19 protein-coding genes and 1 pseudogene are annotated in these 18390 nt (G+C 72.7%); all 20 read right to left on the bottom strand.

The genetic code is table 11. The features are described 5' to 3' along the window. Positions 1–35: 35 nt before the first annotated feature. The gene (locus tag ABZY91_RS13710) at positions 36–1040 is read right to left on the bottom strand and encodes a proline racemase family protein (protein WP_329874987.1); all 1005 of its coding nucleotides are present in this window, start codon (positions 1038–1040) and stop codon (positions 36–38) included. Positions 1041–1137: 97 nt separating this feature from the next. After that, positions 1138–2046 (bottom strand): dihydrodipicolinate synthase family protein, encoded by a 909-nt coding sequence (locus ABZY91_RS13705; RefSeq protein WP_329874985.1) that lies wholly within the window; start codon positions 2044–2046, stop codon positions 1138–1140. Between the two features lie 73 nt (positions 2047–2119). Then, positions 2120–3538: an NAD(P)/FAD-dependent oxidoreductase gene (locus ABZY91_RS13700; protein WP_355402250.1), complete on the bottom strand. Its 1419-nt coding sequence runs from the start codon at positions 3536–3538 to the stop codon at positions 2120–2122. Between the two features lie 73 nt (positions 3539–3611). Continuing rightward, positions 3612–3926 carry a (2Fe-2S)-binding protein gene (locus ABZY91_RS13695; RefSeq protein ID WP_329874983.1) on the bottom strand — a complete coding sequence of 105 codons (315 nt, stop codon included), beginning with the start codon at positions 3924–3926 and terminating at the stop codon, positions 3612–3614. A gap of 98 nt (positions 3927–4024) precedes the next feature. Beyond that, positions 4025–5197 (bottom strand): FAD-binding oxidoreductase, encoded by a 1173-nt coding sequence (locus tag ABZY91_RS13690; RefSeq protein WP_355402194.1) that lies wholly within the window; start codon positions 5195–5197, stop codon positions 4025–4027. 137 nt (positions 5198–5334) lie between these two features. Then, on the bottom strand, positions 5335–6276 hold the full coding sequence (tatC, locus tag ABZY91_RS13685; RefSeq protein ID WP_329874979.1) for a twin-arginine translocase subunit TatC: 942 nt from the start codon (positions 6274–6276) through the stop codon (positions 5335–5337). A 101-nt stretch (positions 6277–6377) separates the two neighbouring features. After that, positions 6378–6689 carry a Sec-independent protein translocase subunit TatA gene (tatA, locus tag ABZY91_RS13680; RefSeq protein ID WP_329874977.1) on the bottom strand — a complete coding sequence of 104 codons (312 nt, stop codon included), beginning with the start codon at positions 6687–6689 and terminating at the stop codon, positions 6378–6380. A gap of 343 nt (positions 6690–7032) precedes the next feature. Continuing rightward, positions 7033–7212 (bottom strand): hypothetical protein, encoded by a 180-nt coding sequence (locus ABZY91_RS13675; RefSeq protein ID WP_329949755.1) that lies wholly within the window; start codon positions 7210–7212, stop codon positions 7033–7035. A gap of 95 nt (positions 7213–7307) precedes the next feature. Further along, entirely contained in the window at positions 7308–7541 is a 234-nt protein-coding gene (locus ABZY91_RS13670; protein WP_329874972.1) for a hypothetical protein, read from the bottom strand. 3 nt (positions 7542–7544) lie between these two features. Next, complete coding sequence (locus tag ABZY91_RS13665; protein WP_329949754.1) at positions 7545–8501, bottom strand: WYL domain-containing protein; 957 nt, start codon at positions 8499–8501, stop codon at positions 7545–7547. Continuing rightward, a complete protein-coding gene (locus ABZY91_RS13660) occupies positions 8498–9478 on the bottom strand; it encodes a WYL domain-containing protein (RefSeq protein WP_329949753.1) in 981 nt (326 codons plus the stop codon). The genes ABZY91_RS13665 and ABZY91_RS13660 overlap by 4 nt, the downstream gene beginning before the upstream one ends. A 169-nt stretch (positions 9479–9647) precedes the next feature. Further along, entirely contained in the window at positions 9648–10028 is a 381-nt protein-coding gene (locus ABZY91_RS13655) for an FKBP-type peptidyl-prolyl cis-trans isomerase (RefSeq protein ID WP_329874968.1), read from the bottom strand. A 147-nt stretch (positions 10029–10175) separates the two neighbouring features. After that, positions 10176–11489: an FKBP-type peptidyl-prolyl cis-trans isomerase gene (locus tag ABZY91_RS13650; RefSeq protein WP_355402190.1), complete on the bottom strand. Its 1314-nt coding sequence runs from the start codon at positions 11487–11489 to the stop codon at positions 10176–10178. Between the two features lie 219 nt (positions 11490–11708). Continuing rightward, complete coding sequence (locus ABZY91_RS13645; protein WP_329874965.1) at positions 11709–12698, bottom strand: FKBP-type peptidyl-prolyl cis-trans isomerase; 990 nt, start codon at positions 12696–12698, stop codon at positions 11709–11711. A gap of 168 nt (positions 12699–12866) precedes the next feature. Next, the gene (pafA, locus tag ABZY91_RS13640) at positions 12867–14228 is read right to left on the bottom strand and encodes a Pup--protein ligase (protein ID WP_329874963.1); all 1362 of its coding nucleotides are present in this window, start codon (positions 14226–14228) and stop codon (positions 12867–12869) included. 123 nt (positions 14229–14351) lie between these two features. Beyond that, positions 14352–15119, bottom strand: coding sequence for a proteasome subunit alpha (gene prcA / locus ABZY91_RS13635; protein ID WP_329874961.1), 768 nt, complete (start codon positions 15117–15119; stop codon positions 14352–14354). A 35-nt stretch (positions 15120–15154) separates the two neighbouring features. Continuing rightward, a complete protein-coding gene (gene prcB, locus ABZY91_RS13630) occupies positions 15155–15949 on the bottom strand; it encodes a proteasome subunit beta (protein WP_329875040.1) in 795 nt (264 codons plus the stop codon). After that, positions 15946–16023: pseudogene (locus ABZY91_RS13625) on the bottom strand (recombination endonuclease VII); the annotation flags it as partial. The pseudogene ABZY91_RS13625 and the gene prcB, both read right to left, overlap by 4 nt. 144 nt (positions 16024–16167) lie before the next feature. Beyond that, positions 16168–16386 (bottom strand): ubiquitin-like protein Pup, encoded by a 219-nt coding sequence (locus ABZY91_RS13620; RefSeq protein ID WP_329874959.1) that lies wholly within the window; start codon positions 16384–16386, stop codon positions 16168–16170. A 173-nt stretch (positions 16387–16559) separates the two neighbouring features. After that, positions 16560–18071 carry a depupylase/deamidase Dop gene (gene dop, locus ABZY91_RS13615; RefSeq protein ID WP_329949752.1) on the bottom strand — a complete coding sequence of 504 codons (1512 nt, stop codon included), beginning with the start codon at positions 18069–18071 and terminating at the stop codon, positions 16560–16562. Positions 18072–18390 lie beyond the last annotated feature (319 nt).

Below are 18390 nucleotides of genomic sequence, written 5' to 3'. Positions count from 1 at the left end.
CCCTTCAGGGGGGTCGGCGGATGAGGCGGCGGGCTTCAGAGCAGGAAGCCGGCCGGGAACGGGTCGCTGGGGTCGAGGAAGTACTGGGCGGTGCCGGTGATCCAGGCCCGCCCGGTGACGGTGGGGACGACCGCGGGCCGTCCGGCCACCTCGGTCTCCTCGACCAGGCGCCCGGTGAAGGTCGTCCCGATGAAGGAGTCGTTGCGGAAGTCCCGGCCGAGCGGCAGCTCTCCGCGCGCGTGCAGCTGCGCCATCCGGGCCGAGGTGCCGGTGCCGCAGGGCGAGCGGTCGAACCAGCCGGGGTGGATGGCCATGGCGTGCCGGGAGTGCTCGGCGGTGGAGCCGGGGGCGAGCAGCTGGACGTGGTGGCAGCTGTGGATGGACGGGTCCTCCGGGTGCACCGGCCGGTCCGGGCTCCCGTTGATCGCCTCCATCAGCGCCAGGCCGGCGTCCAGGATGTCCTGCTTGCGCTCGCGTTCGAAGGGGATCCCGAACTCGGCGAGCGGCAGGATGGCGTAGAAGTTGCCCCCGTACGCGAGGTCGTAGCCGACGGTGCCGTACCCGGGCACCTCGATCGTGCGGTCCAGCGCCACGGAGTAGGACGCCACGTTGCGGATGGTGACCGAGGTGGCCGCGCCGTCCTCGACCGCGACGTCGGCGATCACCAGGCCGGCCGGGGTGTCCAGCCGGACGGTCGTGACCGGCTCGACCACCGGCACCATCCCGGTCTCGACCAGCACGGTGGCGACGCCGATGGTGCCGTGCCCGCACATCGGCAGCAGGCCGGAGACCTCGATGTAGAGCACCCCGAAGTCGGCGTCGGGCCGGGTCGGTGGCTGGAGGACGGCGCCGCTCATCGCGGCGTGGCCGCGCGGCTCGTACATCAGCAGGGTGCGGAAGTGGTCGAGGTGCTGCTGGAAGTGGACCCGGCGTTCGGCCATGGTGGCACCGGGGATGACGCCGAACCCGCCGGTGACGACCCGGGTGGGCATGCCCTCGGTGTGCGAGTCGACGGCGTGGAAGACGTGGCGGGTGCGCATCTGGCGGAGCTCCGTGGGGGTGGGGGTGAGTGGTGGGGCCGGAGGCCGGCTGCCCCCGCAGCCGGCCGTCCCGGACACCGGACGTTCGGAGCGGCGGTTACGCGTGGCCCTCGGCCAGGGCCTTCTCGGTGGCCGCACGGACGGCCGCCTCGACCTCCGGGGTCAGCGGCCCGCGGGGGGCGCGGACCGGACCGCCGGGGCGGCCGGCGATGTCCATGGAGAGCTTGATGGCCTGGACGAACTCGGTCTTGGAGTCCCAGCGCAGCAGCGAGTGGAGCGAGGTGTAGAGCGGCAGCGCGGTGTCCAGGTCGCGTGCGACGGCGGCCCGGTAGAGCGCGACGCTCGCCGCGGGCAGCGCGTTCGGGTAGCCGGCGATCCAGCCGACCGCACCCGCGAGGGCCAGCTCCAGCAGCACGTCGTCGGCGCCGATCAGGAGGTCGAGGCCCGGGGCCAGCTCGGCGATCTCGTAGGCCCGGCGGACGTCGCCGCTGAACTCCTTGACCGCGACGATCGAGCCCTCGCCGTGCAGCTGCGCGAGCAGCGCGGGGACGAGGTCGACCTTGGTGTCGATCGGGTTGTTGTAGGCCACGATCGGGACGCCGGCCTTGGCCACCTCGGCGTAGTGCGCCCGGACGGCGTCGTGGTCGGCCCGGTAGGCGTTGGGCGGCAGCAGGAGGACGGAGCCGGCGCCGGCCTCGGCGGCCTGCTCGGCCCAGCGGCGGGACTCGGCGCTGCCGTAGGCGGCCACACCGGGCATGACGCGGGAGCCGTCACCGGCGGCCTCGACGGCGACCTCGACGACCCGGGCGCGCTCCTCGGCGGTCAGGGTCTGGTACTCGCCGAGCGAGCCGTTGGGGACGACGCCGTCGCAGCCCGACTCGATCAGCCAGCGGACGTGGTCGGCGTAGGCGTCGTAGTCGACGGAGAGGTCCTCGCGCAGCGGGATCGTGGTGGCGACCATGATGCCGCGCCAGGGGCGGGTGGTGTCGTGCGGGGTGTGGGACACAGCTTCTCCTTGGTGAGGTGTGACATTTTATTAGAGATCGCGCGGTGGAGACAAGAGTCCCCGACCGGCGAGTTCAGTCCAGGTCCGAGCCCTGCGGCCCGTCCCCGTGCAGTTCGGCCGCGAGCTGCCCGAGCGGGACCGGGCAGGAGAACGGGCGGCTGTCCGGCCGCACCTCCTCCTCGCCGATACCGGCACCGGCGCCACCACCGGCACCGGCGAGGCAGGCCACCGCCGGACCGCACATCCGGCCCTGGCACCAGCCCATCCCGGCCCTGGTCAGCAGCTTCACGGTGCGGGCGTCTCCCGCGCCCAGCTCCTCCACCGCCTCCCGGATGACACCGGCCGGCACCTCCTCGCAGCGGCAGACGTCGGTGTCCGGCCGCAGCCAGCCGGTCCAGCCCGGGCCGGGCCGGTGGGAGGCGGCCATCAGCTCGGCGAAGGCCCGCAGCCGGGTCCGCCGCCGCAGCAGCGCGGTGCGCACCGGACGGTCCGCCACCGCGTGCGCGGCCAGCTCGCCCTCCGCGATCGCGAGGTCGGCGCCGCCGACGCCGCAGGCCTCGCCGGCCGCCCAGAGGCCGGGCACGGTGGTCCGCAGCCGGGCGTCGACCGTGAGCGCGGCGGTCCCGTCGGGGGTGGTCCGGGTCGCCGCCCCCAGTTCGGTGGCCAGCTCGATCTGCGGCAGCAGCCCGTGGCCGACGGCGAGCGCGTCGCACGCGATCCGCCGCTCCGTGCCGGGCACCGGCCGCCACTCGGCATCCAGCCGGGCCACCGTGACGGCGGTGACCCGGTCGGTGCCGTGCGCCTCGACCACCGCGCTGCTGCGGCGCAGCCGAACGCCGTGCCGCAGCAGTGCGGAACCGTGCCCGGCGCCCTCGACCAGCTTGGCCGGGACGGCGGCCAGCACACCGGGGCGCCGGGCGTAGCCGAGGTAGTTCGTGGCCTCGACCACCGCGGGCACCTCGGCCCCGGCGGTGACGAGCGAGGACGCCGCGGCGAGCAGCAGCGGACCGCTGCCGGCCACCACGATCCGCCGGCCGGGCAGGACCAGACCGGCCTTGAGCATGGCCTGCGCACCACCGGCGGTGACCACTCCGGGCAGCGTCCAGCCCGGGAAGGGGAGCTGCCGCTCGTAGGCGCCGGTCGCGAGCAGCACGGCCGCGGACCGCACGGTGGCCCGGTCGTCGGCGGCGGGTCCGGTGGTGGCGTGCAGCCGCCAGTCCCGGTCCCCCGCCCGCTCCAGCGCCCAGACCTGGTGGCCGGCCAGCAGCTCGACCCGCCCGGCCGCCCGGTGGGCGTCGAGCCGGTCGGCGAGGCCGGTGTAGACGGACCAGCCGTGGTGCAGCCGGTCCGGCCGGGCGGCGCCGAGACCGGGCGCGGGGTGGCGGTAGTACTGGCCACCGGTGCGCTCTCCCGCGTCGAGCAGGGCGCAGCGCAGCCCGAGGTCAGCGGCGGTCACGGCGGCGGCCAGGCCGGCCGGCCCGGCCCCGATCACCGCGAGGTCGTACGGCGCCCGCGCGGCTTCGGCGGGTCCGGTGCCCGCGGGGGATCCCGCGGCTCCGGCGGACTCAGACGGCGAGGTCGGCACGGCCGTGGCCCTCCTGGGTGGTGACGGTGGTGCCGGGCTCGGCCGGCAGCAGGCAGGTGCGCCGGTTGGGCTGCCCGTCGACGGTGGCCAGGCAGTCGTAGCAGACGCCGATCCCGCAGAACGCCCCGCGCGGCTTCCCGCCGACCCGGGTGGTGCGCCAGGCGAGCACGCCGTCGGCCCAGAGCGCGGCGGCGATCGTCTGCCCGGGCAGTGCGGGCACGGACCGGCCGTCGAACTCGATGGTGTGCGCGGGCCCGGGTTCGGCCCGGACCAGGTCGGCGGGGGTACGGCGCATGGGTGGGGTTCTCCGTTCAGCTCATCCTGGGGCGCGCGAGCGCCGTCGTCCCGGTGCGTGCGGGCACCGTGCGGATTGCGGTCAGCGCTCCGCGCAGGTCACGAGGGGCCGCCGGCGACCGGGAAGCGGTCGGCGCGGAACGGCGTGAGGTCCAGTTCGGGTCCCTTGCCGACGAGCTGCTGGGCGATCAGCAGCCCGGTGGCCGGGGCCAGCCCGATGCCCGCGCCCTCGTGGCCGCAGGCGTGGTAGAGCCCGGGCACCCGCGGATCGGCGCCGATCGCGGGCAGGTGGTCCGGCAGGTACGGACGGAACCCCCGGTAGGCGCGCATCACGCTCACTCCGGCCAGCACCGGGAAGAGCGCCGCCGCCTGCACGGCCAGCCGGTGGAGCACCTCCACCGAGAGCGTCCGGTCGAAGCCGACCCGCTCCCGGCTGGCGCCGATCAGTACCGGCCCGCCCGGGGTCCCCTCGACCACGGCCGAGGTCTGCAGCGCGGCCGATCCGCTGGCCACGTCGGCGACGTAGTCGGCGGCGTACACCTTGCGCCGGACGATCCGCGGCAGCGGCTCGGTCACCAGCACGAAGCCGCGCCGGGGCAGCACCGGGAGGTGGACGCCGGCCAGCGAGGCCAGCTCGCCGCCCCAGGTGCCGGCGGCGTTGACCACCGCGGGCGCGTCCAGTCGCCGCCGGTCGGTCTCGACGCCGCGCACGGTGCCGTCGGCCGCCAGGCGCACCGCCCGGACGGTCTCGCCGGTGTACAGCCGGGCGCCGGCCGCCCGGGCGGCCCGCAGCAGGTGGGCGGCGGCCAGCGCGGGCTGGACCTGGGCGTCCTGCGGGTACAGGAACCCGCCGGCCAGTCCGGGCGCGAGGTGCGGTTCCAGCTCCTGCAGCCGCTCGCCGGGGATCTCCTCGGAGGTGACGCCCACGGCGGTCTGCTCGGCGGCGAAGGCGCGCAGCGCGTCCTGCCGGGCCGGCGTGGAGGCGACCACGAGCCCGCCCTTGGGCTCGTACTCGACGGCGGTGCCGAGCTCCTCGGCGATCTCGCGCCAGAGCCGGGTGGAGTACAGGGCGAGGTCGAGCTCGGGACCGGGCTCCTTGTCGGAGACCAGCAGGTTGCCCTCGCCGGCGCCGGTGGTTCCGCCCGCGACCGGGCCGCGGTCGACGACGGCGACCGCGAGGCCGGCGGACGCGGCGTAGTACGCGCAGGCGGCGCCGACGACACCGGCGCCGACCACCACGACGTCGGGGAGGAGTCTCTGGGAGTGGGACACGGCAGTAATATGTCACATGCCATGCATCGTGCCAAGACCGCCCGCCCCGCCGCGCCGGGAGCGGACCGCCCGCGAAAAAGCCCCGACCCGCCGCGATGCGGCAGGTCGGGGCTTCCGGGACGCTCGGCCCGGTCGGATCAGGTGATGTCGTCCATCTGCTCGTGCCGGGCCGCGGGCACCGACGCGGAGGCGGTCGGCGTGCCGGAGGCCTCGATCGCCTCGGCCCCGGAGACCGGCGCCACCGTGAGGTCGACGTGGGACGCCTCCTCGTCGCTCAGCTCCAGGTCCGGGTTGCGGCGGGCCCGGCGACGGTCGTTGATCATCGCGATACCCACCGCGACGAAGTACAGCGCCCAGATCGGCGCGGCCAGCGCCAGCATGCTCAGCGGGTCCGCACTCGGGGTGGCGAAGGCCGCGAAGACGGTGATGCCCATCACCATGCCGCGCCACCAGCCGAGCAGCCGCTTACCGGTGACGACGCCCACCAGGTTGAGCATCACCAGCAGCAGCGGGAACTCGAAGGCCAGGCCGAAGACCAGCACCAGCCTGGTCGCGATGTCGAAGTAGTCCGCGGGCGGCAGGATCGGCGTGGTGTCGTTCGGGGTGAACGAGATCAGCACCTCGACGGTCATCGGCAGCAGCAGGATCGCCAGCCCGACACCCGCCAGGAACAGCGGCGCACCGCACACCATGAAGATGACCGTGTACTTGCGCTCGTGCTTGTGCAGGCCGGGCGCCACGAACGCCCAGAGCTGGTACAGCCAGACCGGCACGGTGGCGACCACACCCGCCGTCAGGGCGACCTTCAGCATCCAGTTGAAGCCCGCGGTCAGGCCGATGGTGGAGACCTGTGCGCAACGGCCCTCGGATTCGAGGATGACCTCGGGGGTGCACTGCGGCAGGGGCTTGAGCAGGAACGACTCGATCTGCTTGTGGTAGATCAGCGCGACGATCGTGAACACCACGATCGCCAGGACCGACTTGACCACGCGGTTCCGCAGTTCCCGCAGGTGGTCGGCGAGGGCCATCCGCCCCTCGGGATCCTTGGGCGCCTTCTGCGCCTTGGTGAGCTTGCTCAACCCCGGTCCTCAACTCGTGCGTCGAGGCCCGCCGGTCGGCGGGCCTCCAGTGGTCGCGTGCGTCGCGTGCCCCGCGTGCGCGTCTTCACGGCGGGACGTGTTCAGTGCGCCCGGCCGCCGTCGGACGCGGCAGCACCGGCGGACCGTCCCGAGGGCTGCTCGCTCACCGGCCGGGAGGTCGCGGACGCCCCCGGCGCGGACTGGATGGTCTTCGCGGCGACGTCGTCGGCCACCGCCGGCGCGGGCGGGGCCGAGGCGTCCGCCGCCCCCTCCGAACGCATCGCCTGGGTCTCGCTCTTCAGGATCCGCATCGACTTGCCGAGCGAACGCGCCAGGTCGGGCAGGCGCTTGGCCCCGAAGAGGAGAATGGCAAGGACCACGACCACCAGAATCGCGATCGGCGAGATCCGCATGCTCGACCACCTTCAGTCTCGGCGGCACCGGCGGGCCGCCCGCTGCGGGGATGGTAACCGCTGCGGATGACACCGTGACGACGGCCGCCCGAACAGGACAGCGGCCCCCTCGCACTCAGGAGCCTGCTGAGAGCGTAACGCGCCGGTACCCCCGTACAGCAGCCCCCCGGCACCCCCGACCGCCGATCCCGGCAGGTCGGCCCGGTCCGGAAGAGGTCGGACGACCGCGGGCGGGACCGGACGGACGGCGCGGAGCGGAGCGGGCGGGACCGGACGGACGGCGCGGACGGGAGCCGGCACCGCCGCCGGGAGGGCGCCGGGGCCGATCCGCGACGGCGCGGGGTCAGGGACGTCCCGGTGCCGAGGCCGCGAGGTCGCCGGCCGCCTCGGCGAGTGCCCGGGAGGCGGTGTCCACTCCCTCGGCCAGCGCCCGCACGTCCAGCCAGAGCCGGACCGCGAGGACGCCGAGCACCAGCAGGCCGGCGGTGGCGACGAGGACGGCGGCGACGAGCATCCAGGACATGGCCCCACCCTATCCGCCGCCGCGGGCCGCGCCTCCCCCGCTCGGCCCCGCCCCGCCCGGTGCGGGCACCGGGCGCGCGCCGCCCCGCTGCCCGCTCAGCCCTCGGCCGGCATCAGCCGCATGGTGCGCACCCCGGCCACGGTCAGCGCCGCGACGATCTTCTCCCCCGCGGGCTTGCGCACGGCCGCCCCGCAGAGCGGGCAGCCGAAGCTGTAGTGCGCCTGGGCCGGAGTCCGGCCGAACGTGAGGCGGAACTGCTCGGCGGGCAGCTCGACCTTCTCCCGGCACTCCGAGCAGTAGACCTTGAATCTGGTACCGGCGGGCTCCACGGCTCAGACCAGCCCCTCCCCGTAGTGGGCCAAGGCCTCCAGCGCCGCCGCCCGTGCCTGCCCGGCGAGCTCCGGAGGGGAGACGATCCGCCCGTCCCGGCCCAGCCGCAGCGCCAGCGGGCGCAGCTGCGAGGGGTCGGCGCTGCGCAGGGTGATCCGCAGCCCGCCGTCGGGCAGCTCCTCGGCCCGGTCGTGGGTGTAGTACTCGGCGACCCAGCGACCGCCGGAGGACACCTCGACCACCACCTCGGGGTCGTCGGCCGAGGGGTTGACCAGCCCCCCGGAGAGGTCGCGCGGCTCCCGCTTGGGCGGATCGGCGGGGACGTCCAGCACCCGGATCTCGGCGACCCGGTCGAGCCGGAACATCCGGTGGTCCTCGGAGGTCCGGCACCAGGCCTCCAGGTAGGTGTGGCCCTCGGTGAGCAGCCGGATCGGGTCGACCTCGCGCTCGGTCATGCCACCGCGCCCGTGCGAGTAGTAGCGCAGCCAGAGCCGTCGGCCCTCGCTGAGCGCGCGGTCGATGTCGGCGAAGACGTGGCTCTCGGCCTCGAAGGTGACGCCGACCCGGGCGCTGCCCTCGGCGTTCTCCCCGGCCGCGTTCTCGATCTTGGCGACGGCCCGGGTGAGCGCCTCCCGGTCACCGGCCCGCAGGCCGGGCAGCCCGGCCACCGCGCGGGCGGCGACCAGCAGGGCGGTCGCCTCGTCGGCGGCCAGCCGCAGCGGCTGCGCGACGTCGTCGACGTTGTGCCACCAGATCCGCTCGCCGTCGGTGTCGATGTCGAGCAGGTCGCCGCCGCGGAAGCTGGTGCCGCACATCGGGAGCACGTTGAGGTCGCCGATCAGCTCGCGCTCGGTGATGCCGAACGCACGGGCGACCTCGGCCACCTCCGCGCCGGGGCGCTCGCGCAGGTAGGTGACCAGCGAGAGCATCCGCCGGGTCTGGTCGATCGCGTTGCTCATGCCCGCACACCCTCCACCACAGTGCCGGCCACCGCGCGCAGCCGGTCGATCACGTCGGCCCGCAGCTCCTCCGGCCCGACCACCAGGACGTCCGGCCCGAACTCCGCCAGGTCGGCGCCGAGCCCGTTGCCGTACGGGATCTCCAGCTCGTCCCAGCCCTCGTCGGACCGCCGGGTGGAGAGCGCCTTGGTGCGCAGCGGGAACCCGGCGCCGCGGCGGATCCTCACCACGGCCGTGGCGGTGGCCCCTTCGCCGGCGAACTTGGCGACGGTGGCCCGGACGTCCACGTGCTCGGGCACGGTGCCCAGGAAGGCGCCGGAGCGGGCGCGGATCTTGCCGGTGATCCGGCTGAGCCGGAAGACCCGGGCGTCCTCGCGGTCGCGGTCCCAGCCCGCCAGGTACCAGTGGCCGCGCCAGCACTCCAGGGCCCACGGCTCGACGCTGCGCTGCTCGGCGGCGGCGGCCCCGGCCTTGCGGTACTCGAAGGTGACCGGGCGGCGGTCGCGGGCGGCGGTGAGCAGCGGCTCGAACGCGGCCTCCCGGGCCGGGATCCGCGGCTCCAGGGCCGGCCGGCCCTCGGTCTCGGTGAACGGGACGCCGGCCGCGCGGAGCTTCTGCAGCGCGCCGCTGGCGGCGCCGGACATCTTGGCCTGCTGCCAGACGCGTGCCGCGAGGGTGAGCGCGGCGGCCTCCTCGGCGTCGAGGGCGATCTCCGGCAGCCGGTTGCGGTCGGCGCGGGCGAGGTAGCCGAGCTCGCCGTCGAGGGCGTTCTCGTCGACGTCGATGACCAGTCCGAGCTCGCGCAGGTCGTCCTTGTCCCGCTCGAACATCCGGTTGAAGGCTTCCTCGCTGCTGTTCTGCCAGGCCTCGCGATACGCCTCGATGGATTCCCGCAGCTCCTTCTTGGAGAGCGGACGTCTGGTGTTCATCAGGCACAGGGCGAGATTCATCAGCCGCTCTGCCTTGGCGATCGCCATCGCTGACCCTTCCGGTGTGCCGCGCCGCGCGCGGGGTGTGCCCGCCGGGCCGTCGTGGGACCCGGCGGGACCGACCGTACCGGTAGCGGTACGCAGTGCAAAAGCCGAGTCCGGAAACGCGTGGGGCCGCACCCCGTTCCCGGGGTGCGGCCCTGCGTCACGACCGGTTTCAGACGCCGATCAGGTCGACCACGAAGATCAGGGTCGAGCCCGCCGGAATGGCCGGGGTCGGCGACTGGTTGCCGTAGCCCAGGTGCGGCGGGATGACCAGCTCGCGACGGCCGCCGACCTTCATGCCGGCGACGCCCTGGTCCCAGCCCTTGATGACGCGGCCGCCACCGAGCGGGAACTTGAACGTCGAGCCGCGGTTCCAGCTGGCGTCGAACTCCTCGCCGGTCGCGAAGGTCACGCCGACGTAGTGGACCTCGACGACCTGGCCGGGCTTGGCCTCCTCGCCGGTGCCGACGACGATGTCGCGGATCTTGAGCTCGGCCGGCGGGTCGCCGACCGGGAAGTCGATCTCAGGCTTGCTCACTGTGCCTCTTCTCACGGTTGGTTCGGTCCATGACCAAGCGGCGGGCGCCCGCACCCCCGGTCCGTTCCCGGACCACGGTACGGGCGCCCGCCGCCCGTCCGGGCACGGGCCACGCGGCCCGGCCCGAAGGTCACACGCACACCATTGTCACCCGAAAGTGGATCAGCCCTGACCGGCGTCGAGAATGTCGACGACGAAGACCAGCGTGGAGTTGGCCGGGATGTCGCCCTGGGCCTGGTCCTTGTAGCCGAGCGACGCCGGGATGACCAGCTCGACGCGGCTGCCGATGGTCTGGCCCTCCAGGCCCTGGTCCCAACCGGCGATGACCTGGCCGCCGCCGAGCGGGAAGGAGAACGCCTGGCCCTTGCTGAGCGAGGAGTCGAAGATCTTGCCGTCCTTGAACAGCGCGCCGGTGTACTGGACGAGGATCTTCTCGCCCTTCTCGACCTTGCGGCCCTCGCCCTTGATCAGGACGTGGGACTTCAGCTCGGTCGGGTCGGCCGCGCCGGCCACCGGCGTGATGTCGGCCGGCTTCTTGCCGTTGTCCTTGACCTGCGGGAAGTCCGCGGGCGGCGGGGTCACGGTGCCGCTGACCACGGCGTCCGGGGCGTTGCTGTTGCGGATGTCGATGACGAAGATCAGGTTGTCCTTCGCCCCGATCGACATGCTCGGGTTGCCCTGGGCCCCGAAGGCGGCGGCCGGCGGGGCCACCACCAGCAGCCGGCTGCCGGCCTTCTTGCCGACCACGGCCTGGTCGAGCGCCGGGATCAGCGCGTCGGTGCCGGCCTGGAAGATCTGCGGCTTGCCCTTCTCGTCGTACGAGGAGGGGATGTCCTTGCCGGTGTTCCAGTCCTTGCCGGTGTAGTCGACCGAGGTCCAGGAGTTCTTCTCGACCTTGGGGCCGGTGCCCTCGGTGAGGACCTTGACCACGAAGTTGCCGTCCGACTGGTCGGCGGGCACCTCGATGGTGGCCTTCTTGCCGAAATCGCCGGTGACCGTCGGCAGCACCTTGGCGGTGTCCTTGATCGGCGGGACCGGGTCGGCGGTCGGCGTGGCCGGGGCGCTCTTGGCGGCGTCCGGCTTGGCGGCGGCGCTGTCCGACGAGTCGTCGTCCTTGTTCACCAGGTACAGCGTCACGGCGCTGCCGATCAGCAGCACGGACAGCACGGTGCCGAGGATCACGCCCAGCTTGCCGACGTTCCCCGGGTTCTCGTCGTACCCGGCCTCGGAGGTGTCCTGGCGGCGCACGGTCGACGCGAAGATCTGCGGGGTCTCGTCGGTCTTCGTCGCGCCCGTCGGCCGCGGGGCATCGCCGGGCTGGGCCCAGCCGGCCTGCTGCTTCAGGATCGACGGCGGTACGACGATCGACTCGCCGTCGCCCGGAAGCGGGCCGCCGGGCCGCGAGTCTGCCGGGTCACCGGCGGAGTTTCCGTTCGCGGTGCCGGCTCCGCCCGGGCTCGACGCTTTCTCAGACATGACTCCCCATCCATCTCGCCACGAGGTCTTCGAGGTCTACGGCCGGCGTGGTGGGCGCCGGAGTGCTGTCGCACTGCGCGCCCGGACCCCGGACGCCGGCGGCGCCTACCACAGTGCGAGGGCAGTATGACAGGTCAGGATGAGGGCGGGCGCTTCCCTGTGCGAGCGCCCGCCCAAGCGTACGGAATCGCCGCGGCCTTTCCCAGGCCGCGGCGGAGGCTACACGGCCTCCAGGATGTCGATCACGAAGACCAGCGTCGAGTTCGGCGGCACCGCGCCCTGCGCCTGGTCCTTGTAGCCCAGGGCCGGCGGCACCACCAGTTCGACCCGGCTGCCGACGGTCTGGCCCACCAGGCCCTTGTCCCAGCCCTCGATCACACTGCCGGTGCCGATCTGCAGCGCCTGGGCACCCCCGTGGCTCCAGGAGGAGTCGAACTGCTGGCCGTTGCTCCACAGCACCCCGGTGTACTGCACCACCAGGGTCTGTCCCTCCTTCACCTGCTTGCCCTCGCCCTTGATCAGCACCGCCTGCTGGAGCTCGGTCGGCGGGGCCTGCCCCGGCGGCACGGTGATCGTCACCGCGGCCTTGCCGTTGTCCTTGACCTGCGGCATGGTCGCCGGCGGCGGCGTCATGGTGCCGGAGAGCGTGGCGTCCGGCGGCAGGCTCTCCATGATGTCCAGTACGAAGACCACGGTGTCCCCCGGGCCCACCCCGAGCTGGGTGCTGCCCTGGGTGCCGAAGGCGGCGGCCGGCGGGGCCACCACGAGCAGCCGGCTGCCGACCTTCTTGCCGATCACGCTCTGGTCGAAGGCGGGCACCAGCTGCCCGCTGCCGGCCTGGTAGAGCTGCGGCTTGCCGCCCGCGTCGTACGAGCTGGGCAGGTCCTTGCCGGACGACCAGTCCTTCGCGGTGTAGTTGACCGTGACCCAGTCGCCCTTGTTGACCGTCGACCGGTCGCCCTCGCTGACGGTGTTCACCACGAACTGGCCGCTCGGCTGGCCCTCGGGGAGGGTGATGGTGGCCTTGCTCCCGAACCCGCCGCCGGACAGCGTCGGCATCGGCGAAGCCTCGTTCACCGGGGTCGGCACGGTGGGGGCGACACTGGGCGACGCCGTGGGCGTGGCCGGGCTGGCGGGTCGGGTGGAGCTGCTGCAGGCCACCGCCAGCAGCAGGGGCAGGGTGAGAAGCAACCCGGCGGTGCGGCGCACGGTGTTCCTAACTGTCGGTCAAAGTCGGCTCTCCGGACTCGACGGACAGCGTATTCCCCGACGGTGCCCGGCCCCGGTAGACACCACCGGGCCCGGGCGCCGCAAAGATCACACCGGCGGGGGACGCCGCACCCCGGCGGCGCCCCCGTTCACCTCACCGCCCCGCGCTCACATCCCCGCGATGAGCTTCTCCACCCGCTCGTCGACCGACCGGAACGGGTCCTTGCACAGCACCGTCCGCTGCGCCTGGTCGTTCAGCTTCAGGTGCACCCAGTCGACGGTGAAGTCGCGGCGCTGCTCCTGCGCCCGGCGGATGAAGTCCCCGCGCAGCCGGGCCCGGGTGGTCTGCGGCGGGATCGACTTGGCCTCGAAGGTCTTGAGGTCGGTGGTCACCCGGAGCGCCTGGTTCTTGGCCTGGAGCAGGTAGAACAGGCCCCGCCGGCGGTGGATGTCGTGGTAGGCGAGGTCGATCTGGGCGACCCGCGGGTTGCTCATGCTCATCTGGTGCTTCTCGCGGTAGCGCTCGATGAGCTTGTACTTCATGATCCAGTCGATCTCGGTGGCCACGTCGTCCAGCCGCTCGGTCTTCACGGCCTCCAGGGTGCGGCCCCACAGCTCCAGGACGCGCGCGATGGTGCCGGTGTTGATGCCCTTGCGGTCGGCGAACTCCAGCGCCTTCGTGTAGTACTCCTCCTGGATGTCCAGCGCGCTGGCCTCCCGGCCGTTGGCCAGCCGGACCTGGTGGGTCCCGGTGAGGTCGTGGCTGACCTCGCGGATCGCCCGGATCGGGTTCTCCAGGGTGAGGTCGCGCATCACCACGCCGGCCTCGATCAGCCGGAGCACCAGGTCGGTGGAGCCCACCTTGAGCAGGGTGGTGGTCTCGGACATGTTGGAGTCGCCCACGATGACGTGCAGGCGCCGGTACCGCTCGGCGTCGGCGTGCGGCTCGTCGCGGGTGTTGATGATCGGACGGGAGCGGGTGGTCGCCGAGCTGACGCCCTCCCAGATGTGCTCGGCCCGCTGGCTGACGCAGTAGACCGCGCCGCGCGGGGTCTGCAGCACCTTGCCGGCGCCGCAGATCAGCTGCCGGGTCACCAGGAACGGGATCAGCACGTCGGCCAGCCGGGAGAACTCGCCGTGCCGGGCCACCAGGTAGTTCTCGTGGCAGCCGTAGGAGTTGCCCGCCGAGTCGGTGTTGTTCTTGAAGAGGTAGACGTCCCCCGCGATGCCCTCCTCGTGCAGCCGCCGCTCGGCGTCGACCAGGAGTCCTTCGAGGATGCGCTCGCCCGCCTTGTCGTGCGTCACCAGCTCGACGACGTCGTCGCACTCGGGGGTGGCGTACTCGGGGTGGGATCCGACGTCGAGGTAGAGGCGGGCACCGTTGCGCAGGAACACGTTGCTGCTGCGGCCCCAGGAGACTACGCGGCGGAAGAGGTACCGGGCCACCTCGTCCGGGGACAGCCTGCGCTGCCCGCGGAACGTACAGGTGACGCCGTACTCGTTCTCCAGCCCGAAAATTCGGCGGTCCATGGGCCATCCATTCTCTGATGGGAGCTGTCCGAAACCGCCTCCGCGGCGCCGTCCGGGCCGCCGCAGGGGCACCGGGGTCCCTGCGGCGGTCGTTCGCCGGCCGCCGCGGGGACCCCGCAGGCACTACTGGTCGGAGGCGGCCGGCGGGGTGGCCGCCGGCTTCTCCTCGTCGTCGGTCTCGGCGGACTCGTCGCCGTCGAGGAGCCGGGCGAGCTGGCCGCCCAGGATCCGCTTGAACTTGCGCTGCTGGAAGCGCTGGCGGTCCAGCACCGCCACCTCCAGCTGCTCGGGGGTGAGGGTGCGCGGGCTGCCGCCGTTGGGGTCGCGGGCGAGCGAGTCCACGGCCACCTTCACCGCGTCGGTGAGCGAGAGCCCGGTGCGGTGGCGCTGGCCCAGGTAGTTGCCGATGGAGTCGGCGTTGCCGCCGACCACCACGTAGTTCTGCTCGTCGACGACCGAGCCGTCCGGGGTGAGCCGGTAGATCTGGTCCTCGTCGGTGGTGCGGCCGACCTCGGCCACGATGAGCTCCACCTCGTAGGGCTTCTCACCGACCGAGGAGAAGATGGTGCCGAGCGTCTGGGCGTAGACGTTGGCCAGACCCCGCGCGGTGACGTCGGCCCGGTCGTAGGAGTAGCCACGCAGGTCGGCGTAGCGGACGCCGCCGATGCGCAGGTTCTCGAACTCGTTGTAGCGGCCGACCGCGGCGAAGGCGATCTTGTCGTAGATCTCGGAGACCTTGTGGAGCGCCCGGGAGGTGTTCTCGGCGACGAAGACGATGCCGTCGGCGTAGGTGAGCACGACCACGCTGCGACCGCGCGCGATGCCCTTGCGGGCGTACTCGGCGCGGTCCGCCATGGCCTGCTGGGGCGAGACGTAGAACGGTGTCGACACCGGCGGTCGTCCCTTCCTTGGTAGGTGTGGCGCGGCTAGAGCAGCGGGGCCTGCGGGCCGTTGGGGCGGCCCAGGCGGTGGTCGGTGATGGAGACGACGATGTCGGAGACCTCGGCGTCGGTGAGCCGGCGGAAGCCGTCCTCGGTGATCAGCGACACGATCGGGAAGATCCTGCGGGCGAGGTCCGGGCCTCCGGTGGCGGAGTCGTCGTCGGCCGCGTCGTACAGGGCCTGGACGACGGCGGTGGAGGCCTGCTCGGCCGTGAGGTCGTCGCGGTAGAGCTTCTTCAGCGAACCGCGGGCGAAGACCGAGCCGGAACCGGTGGCGGCGAAGCCGCGCTCCTCGGAGCGGCCGCCGGTGACGTCGTAGTTGAAGATCCGGCCGCGGCCGAGGTCGAGGTCGTAGCCGGCGAAGAGCGGGACGACGGCCAGGCCCTGCATCGCCATGCCCAGGTTGCCCCGGATCATGGTGGTGAGCCGGTTGGCCTTGCCCTCCAGCGAGAGCACGGTGCCCTCGATCTTCTCGTAGTGCTCCAGCTCCAGCTGGAACAGCCGGACCATCTCCACCGCGAGGCCGGCGGTGCCGGCGATGCCGACCGCGCTGTACTCGTCGGCCGGGAAGACCTTCTCGATGTCCCGCTGGGCGATCACGTTGCCCATGGTGGCCCGGCGGTCACCCGCGAGGACCACGCCGCCGTCGAACACCGCCGCGACGATGGTCGTCCCGTGCGGGGCCTGGACGATGCCTTCGGGCAGGCCGCGCCGGCCCGGGATCAGCTCCGGCTGGTGGTCGGCGAGGAAGTCGAGGAACGACGAGGACCCCGGGGTCAGGAAGGCAGCCGGTAGACGCCCGGTGCCACGAGTGTTGGCTTCCACACGATTCCTTCCAGGTAGCTTGAAGCGCGCGCTGCCCGCACCCTACCCGCCGGACGATCACTGTCCAGTGCGGCGGAGGGCCGGACCGGGGCGGACGGACGGCTCACGCCGCCCGCCCGCCGTTCTCGGTCGCAACCGCGAAATTCCGGAATACCCGCGGAGGGGTGCCGGGCTTACTGCCCGCCCTTTTGCACGAACTGCCGCACGAAATCCTCGGCGTTCGACTCCAGGACCTCGTCGATTTCGTCCAGAACCGCGTCGACGTCGTCGCTCAGCTTTTCCTGGCGTTCCTTGAGCTCGTCGGAATTCTGCGTTTCCGCGGCCTGCTCCTCGACCTCCTCGGAGGAGCGGTTCGCCCGCTGCTGGCCGCCGTCGGTGTCCTTGCTCGCCATTTCCCTCACCCCGCTCGATCGTCTGGCACGGTTTGGTCGTTGCTTGCTGCACCGACCCTATACACAAGGTGCGACTACCCGCTTCCGGTTTGCCGGGGCGCATCCTGTCCAACACCCGCTGCCACCCCGGATGATTCCCATTCGCCGGGCGTTCACCCGTGGTGATCGGAAAACTACCCGCCGGAGAGGACCCGGAGCAGGTCCTCCGCGGTGCGGCAGCGGTCCAGCAGCTCCTTGACGTGGTTCCGGGTGCCGCGCAGCGGCTCCAGGGTGGGGACCCGCTGGAGCGAGTCCCGCCCCGGCAGGTCGAAGATCACCGAGTCCCAGGAGGCGGCCGCGACGTGCTCCGCGTACTGGTCGAGGCACCGCCCGCGGAAGTACGCCCGGGTGTCCTCCGGCGGCTTGGTGACGGCCCGCGTGACCTCGTCCTCGGTGACCAGCCGGTCGAACCGCCCGCGGGCCACCAGACGGTTGTAGAGGCCCTTCTCGGGGCGCACGTCGCTGTACTGGAGGTCGACCAGCTGGAGCCGCGGACTGTCCCACTCCAGGGCGTCCCGGCTGCGGTAGCCCTCCAGGATCTCCCGCTTGGCGATCCAGTCCAGCTGGCGGGAGAGCGACATCGGATCGCGCTCCAGCCTCCCCAGCACGTCCTCCCAGCGCGCCAGCACGTCCACGGTCTGCTCGTCGGCGTCGGTGCCGAAACGGTCCTCGACGTACTTGCGGGCCAGCTCGAAGTACTCCAGCTGGAGCTGGACGGCGGTGAGCCTGCGCCCGCTGCGCAGCGTGATCAGGTGTTTGAGCGTGGGGTCGTGGGAGACCCGGTGCAGGGTGCGGACCGGCTGGTCGACGGCCAGGTCGGAGGCGATGAAGGCGTCCTCGATCATCGCCAGGACCAGGGAGGTGGTGCCGAGCTTGAGGTAGGTGGAGATCTCGGAGAGGTTGGCGTCCCCGATGATCACGTGCAGCCGGCGGTACTTCTCGGCATCGGCGTGCGGCTCGTCGCGGGTGTTGATGATCGGGCGCTTGAGGGTGGTCTCCAGGCCGACCTCGACCTCGAAGTAGTCGGCCCGCTGACTGATCTGGAAGCCGTTGGCCGAGCCGTCCTGGCCGATCCCCACCCGGCCGGCGCCGGTGACCACCTGGCGGGAGACGAAGAACGGGGTGAGGTGGCGGACGATGTCGGCGAACGGCGTCGCCCGCTTCATCAGGTAGTTCTCGTGGGTGCCGTAGGAGGCGCCCTTGTTGTCGGTGTTGTTCTTGTACAGGTGGATGTTCTGCCCGTTGGGCAGTTCCAGGGCGCGCTGTGCGGCGGCTGCCATGATCCGCTCGCCGGCCTTGTCCCAGAGCACGGCGTCGCGCGGGTTGGTCACCTCGGGCGAGCTGAACTCGGGGTGCGCGTGGTCCACGTAGAACCGCGCGCCGTTGGTGAGGATGATGTTGGCGAGGCCGATGTCCTCGTCGGTCAGCTGGCTGGCGTCCGCGACGTCCCGTGCGAGGTCGAAGCCCCTGGCGTCGCGCAGCGGATTCTCCTCCTCGAAGTCCCAGCGGGCCCGCCGTGCCCGGTGCATCGCCGCCGCGTACGCGTTGACGATCTGGGACGAGGTGAGCATGGCGTTGGCGTTGGGGTGCCCCGGCACGGAGATCCCGTACTCGGTCTCGATGCCCATCACGCGCCGTACGGTCATGCGGCCCTCCTTGCCCGGTGTACCGCCCCCGACGGGCGGAACACGCTGACGTACCGCTGTGCAACACCGGCGCCGGCCGTCTGCCTGCGAACGGTGGGTCGAGCCTAGAACGCGGCACCGACCGGCGGGCCCCGAGACGCGCCGTCCGGCTGCGGGGCCACGAGGCACCACAGCCGGACGGGGCGCGGGTTCCGGGACCGCCGACGGTCCGGACCGGATCGGTTACAGGTACTGCCCGGTGTTGGCGACAGTGTCGATCGAGCGGCCGGACTCGGCACCCTGCTTCCCGGTGACCAGGGTCCGGATGAAGACGATCCGC

The sequence above is a fragment of the Kitasatospora sp. NPDC002965 genome (genome assembly GCF_040611255.1).
GTDB lineage: Bacteria > Actinomycetota > Actinomycetes > Streptomycetales > Streptomycetaceae > Kitasatospora.
The sequence above is the reverse complement of the archived record's forward strand: the minus strand, read 5'-3'. Positions and strand labels throughout refer to the sequence as shown.

Coding starts and splice junctions, on each gene's coding strand:
- tatA (WP_329874977.1), bottom strand. CDS start 6,689: ATGCGGATCTCGCCGATCGCGATTCTGGTGGTCGTGGTCCTTGCCATT.
- ABZY91_RS13620 (WP_329874959.1), bottom strand. CDS start 16,386: ATGGCGAGCAAGGACACCGACGGCGGCCAGCAGCGGGCGAACCGCTCC.
- dop (WP_329949752.1), bottom strand. CDS start 18,071: ATGACCGTACGGCGCGTGATGGGCATCGAGACCGAGTACGGGATCTCC.
- ABZY91_RS13710 (WP_329874987.1), bottom strand. CDS start 1,040: ATGCGCACCCGCCACGTCTTCCACGCCGTCGACTCGCACACCGAGGGC.
- ABZY91_RS13695 (WP_329874983.1), bottom strand. CDS start 3,926: ATGCGCCGTACCCCCGCCGACCTGGTCCGGGCCGAACCCGGGCCCGCG.
- ABZY91_RS13665 (WP_329949754.1), bottom strand. CDS start 8,501: ATGAGCAACGCGATCGACCAGACCCGGCGGATGCTCTCGCTGGTCACC.
- ABZY91_RS13675 (WP_329949755.1), bottom strand. CDS start 7,212: ATGTCCTGGATGCTCGTCGCCGCCGTCCTCGTCGCCACCGCCGGCCTG.
- ABZY91_RS13650 (WP_355402190.1), bottom strand. CDS start 11,489: ATGTCTGAGAAAGCGTCGAGCCCGGGCGGAGCCGGCACCGCGAACGGA.
- ABZY91_RS13660 (WP_329949753.1), bottom strand. CDS start 9,478: ATGGCGATCGCCAAGGCAGAGCGGCTGATGAATCTCGCCCTGTGCCTG.
- pafA (WP_329874963.1), bottom strand. CDS start 14,228: ATGGACCGCCGAATTTTCGGGCTGGAGAACGAGTACGGCGTCACCTGT.